This is a genomic window from Paraburkholderia sp. RL18-085-BIA-A, from assembly GCF_046027075.1.
Lineage (GTDB): Bacteria > Pseudomonadota > Gammaproteobacteria > Burkholderiales > Burkholderiaceae > Paraburkholderia.
Genome location: NZ_JARESU010000224.1, coordinates 1 through 8,705, shown reverse-complemented (window position 1 = coordinate 8,705; position 8,705 = coordinate 1). Strand labels below are relative to the sequence as shown.

Here is an 8,705-nt window from a genome sequence, read left to right as displayed (position 1 = left end):
GTACTAAACCGCTGACGCGGTAGGGGGAGGAATGCGACAGCTGATGGCTGACGTTCATTGGTGACGGTGAGCTGACGCAGGATCCCAACGAGGGGACGCAGACACCTCCAGGAGCAGTATGTGGATGCCCAACCGGGCTCCACCACTGCTTCCAGGGGGTTAGTCATGACGCCGCTGCGCCAACGCATGTTGCACGACATGGAGATCCGTAATCTCGCCGATAACACGCAGAAGTCCTATCTAATTCAGGTATCCAGTTTTTCCCGCCACTTTCGCCGTTCGCCCGAACTGCTGGGTCCCGACGAGATCCGGGCCTGGCTCATCTATCTCCGGGAAGAGCGCAAGCTGGCACCCGGCAGCCTCGGCCCAACGATCGGCGCACTCCGGTTTCTCTACCGCGTGACGCTTAAACGCGACTGGAGCGACGAGGATTTTCCCTTGCCGAGGAAGCCGTTCCGACTGCCGGTCGTCCTCAGCCTGGAGGAGATCACCACCTTCTTCGAATCGGTCGCCAGTCTCAAGCACCGCACCATCCTGATGACCGCGTACGCCGCCGGACTGCGGGTGTCGGAAGTCGTGCATCTGAAGGTCACCGATATCGACAGCAAGCGCATGGTCATCCGTGTAAACCAGGGGAAGAACCGTAAGGATCGCTATGTAATGCTCTCGCCGAGGCTGCTCGAGATCCTGAGGCTGTACTGGCAGGACGCCCATCCGAAGGAATGGCTCTTTCCAGGCAACATTCCGGGGCGGCCCATCACCCGCCATGCCGTGGGCGACGCATGCGAGCTTGCACGCAAGCGCAGCGGCATCACCAAACCCGTGACACCCCATTCTTTGAGACACGCGTTCGCCACGCATCTGCTGGAAACCGGTACCGACGTGCGCCGGATCCAGCTACTGATGGGCCATAGGTCCCTTGCGACAACGTCCCGGTACCTGAAGGTGGCCACCAGCACCGTGTGCGCCACCACCAGTCCCTTCGATCTGCTGCCGCACCCCGCACCCATTCCATCCCCGCCACCTGCGCCCGAGTACTTCTGATCGCAGTCATGCGGCCGGCGCTCGAAGTGGCGGACATCTTCCGCCAGTGCGGGCCCAGTTTTCGGCTATCCCATGCCGAGGGGCTCAGTCGTGTCCAGCGACGCGTGATGAGTGCCATCGAGCTGTGTCGTACCGCAGCGCTCGGTGCCCATCTCGAGCAGTGCGATGCATGCGGCCATCAGCGCATCAGTTACGACTCATGTCGTAACCGGCACTGTCCGAAGTGCCAGTCACTCGCCCGCGCGCAATGGCTCGAACGCCGGCATGCGGAGCTCCTCCCCTCGACCGAGTATTTTCATGTCGTCTTCACGCTTCCCGAATCCATCGCCGCTCTCGCGTTCCAGAACAAGAGGACGCTCTACGATCTGCTGTTTCGCGCCAGCGCCGAAACGTTGCGCACGATCGCCGCCGATCCGAAACACCTGGGTGCCGAGATCGGCTTCCTCACGATCCTGCATACGTGGGGACAGAACCTGCAGCATCACCCTCATGTCCATTGCGTTGTGCCGGGCGGCGGCATTGCCCCGGACGGCGAGCGCTGGATCGCCTGCCGTCCGGGCTTCTTCCTGCCCGTGCGGGTCCTGTCACGGCTCTTTCGCCGCCTGTTTCTCGAACAGCTGCGTCGCGCTTACGACGCCGGCGGGCTGCGCCTGCACGGTCAGTTCGAATCCCTGAGCGATCCTGTCGAATTCGCAGCCTGGCTTGCACCCGCAGCACGGGCGGAGTGGGTGGTCTACGCCAAGCCACCCTTTGGCGGTGCCGAACACGTGCTCGACTACCTGGGCCGCTACACCCACCGAGTCGCCATCTCCAACAACCGGCTGCTCGCCTTCGACGGGCACACCGTGCAGTTCCGCTGGAAGGACTACCGGCACGAGTCCAGACAAAGCACCATGACGCTCACGGCCGACGAGTTCATCCGTCGCTTCCTGCTGCATGTGCTGCCTGACGGCTTCAAGCGCATTCGCAGCTACGGGTGGCTCGCCAACCGCCACCGTGCCGACAAGCTCGCCATCTGCAGGCAGCTACTTGGCGTCGAAGCACCCCCCGCTGCCGCAGCCGAGCCCGGGGAAGACTACCGTGACCGCTACCAGCGACTGACCGGCAAGTCACTACGCGACTGCCCCGTATGTGGCAAGGGACACATGCTCCGCATCGAAGACATGCCCGGCAGCCTTCCACGAGCCCCGCCAGGTCCCAACCATGCCCGCTAGTTGCCACCGCACCTGTTTCCGTACACGTTCGCCTTTCCTGACGAGGCCAACGCGGCCGCACTCGTGCCTTCGATCTGCTGGCGCACCAGCGTACTCAAGAATGGCGGGTGATTTGCCTGTTCACGCGCACATTCCCGCTTCCTTTACACGTGATGCTTACCACTCCCGTCGGAAGTCCATCTGTGATCACCCCCGCACGACATCACAAATTACCGCGGCGGTCATTCAATGCCCATAGCGGCCACCGCCTGTGGAGCGGTTTAGCACAAACATTTTTTTGATTACCGGTCGCGGATCAGGTCCGACGACATGGCGATGCGCTGGTTGCCGCGACCGCCAACCAAAAAAATCTCTGCCTTATTTACCCAGCGATATAAGCGCCACGCCTTCGCCACGCATCTGCTGGAGACCGGCACCGATGTACGCAGGATCCAGCTGCTGATGGGTCATCGCAGCCTTTCGACCACGGCCAAGTACTTGAAATTGGCAACCAGCACCATCTGTGCAACCTCCAGCCCCTTTGATCTGCTGCCTCACCCTGAGCCGGTGCAGCCTCCGCCCAGTCCGCCCGAGTATTTCTGAACCCGCGTCATGAGCGTCGCACCCGAGGTGGCGGACATCTTCCGCCGCTGCGGTCCGCAATACCGGCAGAGCCACGCCGACGCGCTCAGTCGTGCCCAACGGCGTGCCATGAGCGCGATCGAGCTGTGTCGCACCGCGGCGCTGGGCGGCCATGTCGAGCAGTGCGATGCCTGCGGTCACCAGCGCATCACCTACAACTCGTGCCGGCATCGCGCCTGCCCGAAGTGCCAGTCGCTCGCCCGCGCTCAATGGCTCGAACACCGGCAGGCTGAGCTGTTGCCCGGGGTCGAGTATTTCCATGTGGTCTTCACGCTGCCCGAGCCCATCGCAGCACTCGCGTACCAGAACAAACGCGTGCTCTACGACCTGCTGTTCCGCACCAGCGCCGAAACCCTGCGCACGATCGCCGCCGATCCCAAACACCTCGGCGCCGAGATCGGTTTCATCACGGTCCTGCATACCTGGGGGCAGAACCTGCAACACCATCCGCACGTGCACTGCGTGGTCCCGGGCGGCGGCATCGCCGCGGGCGGCGAACACTGGATCGCCTGTCGCCCCGGTTTCTTCCTGCCCGTGCGGGTGCTCTCACGGCTGTTCCGGCGTCTGTTTCTCGCACAGCTGCGCCATGCCTTCGACACCGGCGCACTGCATTTCTACGGCCAGCTTGAACCGCTCGCCGACCTTCAGGCGTTCGCCGCCTTTCTCGCGCCGGCCGCACAAGCCGAGTGGGTCGTCTATGCGAAGCCTCCTTTCGGCGACGCCCGACACGTACTCGACTATCTGGGCCGCTACACCCACCGCGTGGCCATCTCCAACCACCGGCTGGTCAGCTTCGACGACGGCCACGTCACCTTCCGGTGGAAAGACTATAAACATCCCGCCGCAATGAAGACCATGACGCTTGAGGCCGACGAATTCATCCGCCGCTTCCTGCTGCATGTGCTGCCCGACGGCTTCAAGCACATCCGCAGTTACGGCCTGCTGGCCAATCGCCACCGGACCGCCAGGCTCGCTACCTGCCGCCAGCTGCTCGGCGTCGTGGCTCCCGCGCACGACATACCCGACCCGATGGAAGACTACCGCGACCGTTACCAGCGACTCACCGGCAAGTCCCTGCGCGATTGCCCCGTCTGCGGCAACGGCCACATGCTCTGCATCGAATCCTTCCTGCCCGGTGCACTGCCGCGTGCGCCACCACCCGCTCACCATGTTCACTGATGCGCGTTCGCCCCACGGCCCGCCACGTTCCCATGCATTCCGGACGGCAACGCGCCCGGCCCTGCGTCATCGGGTCTTTGCCGTAGGTGAACGCCCCGCAATCTGCACCGTTGACCTCGCCAACTCAACGCTCACACCACCCTCACGCGCCGGCCAACGCCGCTTCATCGTCGTCCGGTGCCCGGCCAACGCGGGTGGCGCACCCTGGATGACCCCGCCGGTCATTCAATGCCCATAGAGGCGACCGCCTGCGGAGCGGTTCAGCACAAACGGATTTTTGGTTACCGATTGCGGTGCGACTTATATGGAATCGCTCATTGGTTCGTAGCCGCAATCGCTAACCAAAAATCCCTCTGCCTAATGGAGTGCACTCCATTACGTGTCGTAACCGCCATTGCCCGAAGTGCCAGGCGAGCGCCGCACACCGGTCTCGAGGCACGTCAGGCCGATCTGCTGCCGGTCGAGTACTACCACGTGGTCTTCACGCTGCCTGCGGCGATCAGCGCGATCGCCTGGTATAACAAGTCGATCATCTACGGGCTGCTGTTCGACGTTGCCGCCGAAACCCTGCGTACGATCGCCGCCGACCCGAAGCATCTGGGCGCGCAGATTGGCGCGACCCTCGTCCTGCACACGTGGGGTTCGGCACTCACACACCATCCTCACGTGCACGGCATCGTTCCCGGCGGAGGTCTCTCGTCTGATGGTGAACGGTGGGTTGGATGCCGGCCCGGCTTCTTCCTGCCAGTACGCGTCCTCTCGCGACTGTTCCGGCGGCGCTTCCTGGAAGAGCTCACCCATGCACCTCGCCGGGGCCAGCTACGCTTCTTTGGCGAGTACGCTGCACTTGCCGATTGCGCTGTCTTCGCCCGGTGGCTCGCGCCGCTGCGCGCATGCGAATGGGTGGTATATGCGAAGCGGCCGTTCGCAGGACCGGAAGCCGTGCTTGCGTATCTGTCGCGCTATACGCATCGCGTGGCCATCTCCAACCAGCGCCTCGTGGCGTTCGGCGAACGGGGGGTCACCTTCCGCTGGAAGGACTATCGTGCGAGTGGCCGTACCCGCTACAAGACCATGACGCTGGATGCGCCCGAGTTCATGCGGCGGTTCCTGCTGCATGTGCTACCTGGCGGCTTCCACCGCATCCGCCACTATGGTCTGCTCGCCAACCCGGTGCGCCGGCAGAACCTGGCGACGATACGCGCGCTGTTGCATGCTCCGCCCGCCAATATCGCCGGTGACGACGTGCCACCCCGCACAACGGCACCGACATTCGTCTGTCGGCACTGCGGCGCACCAATGATCATCGTCGAAATCCTGCCACGCAGCCACCCGATTCGCGCGCCACCTGGTTCCAGAGGTGAGGCGTGAACCAGAGTCACCAGGTATCTTCAATCCGACTGTCGGCTCCTCGGCAACGAGCGCCAGCAGGAGACGTTTGTGTGCATCTCGCCAGGCAGAGGTTGCCGCCTGTCGCGAATCGCGCGAAATACGCCGGGCCACGGCATCGCTGCTTCATTGGCATCAGGCCAGCCCCGGCTTCGGCCCATAACGCGTGATCGATCGGGCCACGCGAACACTTCAATCCCCATAGCCGCCTCGGTACACTCCGCGGTTTCCTCCCTCGAGCGTTGTCCAACGCCTGCCCGCACGCGTCGTCGCGTATACGCGCGCCAGCAGACATGGGCAGGCGTCGAACAACGCTTAACGACCGGCGACGCACGATGCGCGACGGTTTCACGGACGGGGGCCCAACAGCCGGATCAATTCTTCGCGAAGCGCGGAGACATCGAGCACGTGTTGGGCGCGGGTGGTGGCCACGTACAGAAGGCGCAATTCGTCGTCGTCCAGAACGAGTCGACCGTTTTCCATCTTGAAGAGGAAATCGTTTGTGACCTTCACACGTTTCCATTGAAGGCCTTTCGCCCGGTGAACGGTCGAGATCACGTAGTCCGCTTCAGTCTCTGCTGCGATTCGCTGGGCGAGCGAGCGCAGATAGTCGGTTCCGAGTTCATCCACGATTCGTACGACCGGTAGAAGATCGACGCCGGCGGCGCTGCGCGCAAAGGATTGTGCCTCCTTCCAGTTTTCGAACAGCGAAAATGCCGCTGGTCGGAATGCGCGACGTCCGGCGATTAGCGCATCAGCGCCGTCGGCGTACGTCACAATCTCAGCGGGACTCATGCGGATCGAGGGGCGATGCCCTGCCTCGATTCCGGCCGCGAGATGCCAGATCGCGGAGACGTTCTTTCGGCACAAGATGGCATCGACAGGCGGTGCAATGGCCGGGTCGTCAGAGATGATGGAGCCGATGCCGGGTTGGCCGCGCAATGGCGTGCGTTCGCCCAGTAGCTGGAGCAGCCTGCTGGCCAGTGTAGCGAACAGCGCGCCGAACCGGAACGACTCGGTCAGTGCAAGCTCCGGGGCGTCGATTTGCGACATCGCGTTGAGTGCACCGCGCCACTCGTAAATCTGCTGATAGGGGTCGCCCACATAGATGATCTGCGCGTGAGTTTGACGCGCCAGTATTTGCAGCATGACGCCGTCGCTATCCTGCGCCTCGTCAAACAGTATGAAGTCCGAGTCAATGCGCGGATCCATCTGTGACCAGACCTTCAGGTATACGTCCGGCATGATCGCGCTGCGCCCGTTTCGTTCAGTGCTCTCCATCCACATGCGAGAAACGGAGGGGAGCAGTCCGTCGCGGAGCCACCCTGCGGCGCCGGTGTTGATTTTCTCGTCGACGGGAATGTGAGCCGGCTCGGGTACAGGACTCGCGGAACGACAGAAGCGTCCAAGTCCGTCGGCGACCATACGCCCCAGGTCGAAGGGGGTCAACTCGAGAGCCTTGCCAGTGACAGATGGCACCTCCACGGAACTCAGGCCGTACCGCGCCGCAAGCTCATGCGGTGGCTCGGCGGGCAGGCTCACCCGCGAGGTCAAGGCGGGCGGCGTGGAGGCATACGCGAGCGAGTGGACAGTCCGCGCAACGACGTTATCCGGAAAGCCGCGCCGCGCATGCTCAGCGATTTCCCTGTTGAACGCGAGGTAGGTCCCGCGCTGTGGAGCAAGCCGATGCGCGACCAGACGGAGCGTCGATGTTTTTCCCGCACCCGCGTAAGCCTTGATCTTGAGGTTGTCGCCGCTGCCGGCCGCATCTACGATGGCCTGTTGCTCTGGCGTGGGTCTGAACTGGGCAGGCATAGACTCGATTTGGGCCGAAAGACCATCAGTTTGCCCCCGGTGTCCAGGAAATCGGTCGCCGGAAAGAAAAAAGCCTGCTGGCATTGGTTGGCCGTGCGGCTCAGCGCGTCGCGTGCTGCCGATCGCCACCGTGCGAGATTCGGGCGGTCCATGCCGTTTGCATGAGGCAGTGATCGGCCAGTTTCTGTCGGTCACCACTATAAACGCGAGGCCGTTCGGACGTCCGCTTTGCTCAAACAGTAATCTCCAGGGCAGGCGGCAATTGCGAGCGGTGCTCGCGGCAGGCGACGTCAGCGGACGCGTCCACTTCCTGAAGGTCGAATCCGCGGCTGGGACTTTTCCGGAGTGAACCGGGCGACACACGCAGCTGCCGGAACTGAATTTCAGGACAATCTGCACGCACCGCAATGTCCATGAACTTACTTCCGTGCCCGGGTCACCGCCAAGGCGCGTCGGGTCGACGCCAGCACCCGTGGAGCAGGCGGCCAAAACACGCCGTGACCGGATATGCCAGTGTGTATATGCACTTCAGCGAGATTACCACCCCTGGTCGTATTTTGAAGGGCTGGATAGTCTTCAGAATGCAGCCCTTCGATCCTCGGAGGGGCGTCAGGCTTGAATCTGGCCAGCGGGTTCAGAAACCGAGTCCGACACCGACGCCCACACCACCGCCAAAGCTGCCGCCGCCCACACCGACCCCAATACTAGTGCTTGGCGCGTAATAGCCAGGACCATATCCGTATGCGGGATCACCGTAACCATAGCCATACGGCGGAGCGACAACACAGCCGGCGAGACCGGCCCCTAAAGCCAATATGCCGAATAGTCTGATCATGATCTTTCTCCTTCATGAACTAACGAGCAATATCCGGTCCACAACGGCGGCTTCGGGCACGCTGCATGGGATTGAGATCAGGGTTTATACTTAGCTCGTCTCTCCATTTCTCGATCTCCTCGGCTATGGATTAAGCGCGCCCGCTGAGGCGGGCTTTTTTTTGGGGTCGCGCGCTATCTGGTAACCGTTACCAGTGGGCCGGTTGTACGAAACCGACCGGCTACGTACGGTATCGAGAGGAGTGTACGAAACTAGGCGAAACGAGTTTTGCACATCACCCAATTTTCGAATGCCCATTTCGTACATGACGGGGGACCGGACTTGAACCGGCAATTTCGCTAGGCAATGCTTGCTTACACGGCCGGCGATGACGCGTTATCTCCAAGGGAGGATGCGTGTCGAGCGGCTCTCTCTCTCTTTTGGACATCAACGCTGCCATGCAACTAAGCAATGAGAAAGCCTTCAGGCTGTTTTCCTCCGTTGCATATTCCTCCATTGCGATGCCATGCAGTACCGTATTGCGGTTGAGGCCGTTGTAGTCGAACCGCTCGCGGTCCTTGTGGTTATAGGCGATCGGCAACCGTTCGCTGACGGATGTCCACATAATC

General features: G+C 62.3%; 8 protein-coding genes and 1 pseudogene. 5 read left to right on the top strand and 4 right to left on the bottom strand.

The annotated features are described in order from the left end of the window. The first annotated feature begins 165 nt into the window (after window positions 1-165). The 5 genes and pseudogenes from P0D89_RS48940 to P0D89_RS48920 form a co-directional block, all read left to right on the top strand. Window positions 166-1,044: a tyrosine-type recombinase/integrase gene (locus tag P0D89_RS48940; protein WP_408379111.1), complete on the top strand. Its 879-nt coding sequence runs from the start codon at window positions 166-168 to the stop codon at window positions 1,042-1,044. Window positions 1,045-1,052: 8 nt separating this feature from the next. Further along, window positions 1,053-2,258: an IS91 family transposase gene (locus P0D89_RS48935; protein WP_408379109.1), complete on the top strand. Its 1,206-nt coding sequence runs from the start codon at window positions 1,053-1,055 to the stop codon at window positions 2,256-2,258. Between the two features lie 309 nt (window positions 2,259-2,567). Next, window positions 2,568-2,840, top strand: coding sequence for a tyrosine-type recombinase/integrase (locus P0D89_RS48930; RefSeq protein WP_408379106.1), 273 nt, complete (start codon window positions 2,568-2,570; stop codon window positions 2,838-2,840). Window positions 2,841-2,849: 9 nt separating this feature from the next. Then, window positions 2,850-4,058 carry an IS91 family transposase gene (locus P0D89_RS48925; RefSeq protein ID WP_408379103.1) on the top strand — a complete coding sequence of 403 codons (1,209 nt, stop codon included), beginning with the start codon at window positions 2,850-2,852 and terminating at the stop codon, window positions 4,056-4,058. A gap of 365 nt (window positions 4,059-4,423) precedes the next feature. Further along, window positions 4,424-5,429: pseudogene (locus P0D89_RS48920) on the top strand (IS91 family transposase); the annotation flags it as partial. 366 nt (window positions 5,430-5,795) lie between these two features. Here P0D89_RS48920 and P0D89_RS48915 read toward each other — a convergent pair. The 4 genes from P0D89_RS48915 to P0D89_RS48900 form a co-directional block, all read right to left on the bottom strand. Then, on the bottom strand, window positions 5,796-7,262 hold the full coding sequence (locus P0D89_RS48915) for a UvrD-helicase domain-containing protein (RefSeq protein ID WP_408379114.1): 1,467 nt from the start codon (window positions 7,260-7,262) through the stop codon (window positions 5,796-5,798). 232 nt (window positions 7,263-7,494) lie between these two features. Then, a complete protein-coding gene (locus P0D89_RS48910) occupies window positions 7,495-7,677 on the bottom strand; it encodes a hypothetical protein (RefSeq protein ID WP_408370217.1) in 183 nt (60 codons plus the stop codon). Window positions 7,678-7,896: 219 nt separating this feature from the next. Continuing rightward, window positions 7,897-8,097: a hypothetical protein gene (locus tag P0D89_RS48905; RefSeq protein ID WP_408370214.1), complete on the bottom strand. Its 201-nt coding sequence runs from the start codon at window positions 8,095-8,097 to the stop codon at window positions 7,897-7,899. Between the two features lie 274 nt (window positions 8,098-8,371). Then, on the bottom strand, window positions 8,372-8,705 hold a 334-nt coding region (locus tag P0D89_RS48900), incomplete at its 5' end, for a hypothetical protein (RefSeq protein ID WP_408379101.1).

Coding starts and splice junctions, on each gene's coding strand:
- P0D89_RS48910 (WP_408370217.1), bottom strand. CDS start 7,677: ATGGACATTGCGGTGCGTGCAGATTGTCCTGAAATTCAGTTCCGGCAG.
- P0D89_RS48905 (WP_408370214.1), bottom strand. CDS start 8,097: ATGATCAGACTATTCGGCATATTGGCTTTAGGGGCCGGTCTCGCCGGC.
- P0D89_RS48925 (WP_408379103.1), top strand. CDS start 2,850: ATGAGCGTCGCACCCGAGGTGGCGGACATCTTCCGCCGCTGCGGTCCG.
- P0D89_RS48940 (WP_408379111.1), top strand. CDS start 166: ATGACGCCGCTGCGCCAACGCATGTTGCACGACATGGAGATCCGTAAT.
- P0D89_RS48915 (WP_408379114.1), bottom strand. CDS start 7,262: ATGCCTGCCCAGTTCAGACCCACGCCAGAGCAACAGGCCATCGTAGAT.
- P0D89_RS48935 (WP_408379109.1), top strand. CDS start 1,053: ATGCGGCCGGCGCTCGAAGTGGCGGACATCTTCCGCCAGTGCGGGCCC.
- P0D89_RS48930 (WP_408379106.1), top strand. CDS start 2,568: ATGGCGATGCGCTGGTTGCCGCGACCGCCAACCAAAAAAATCTCTGCC.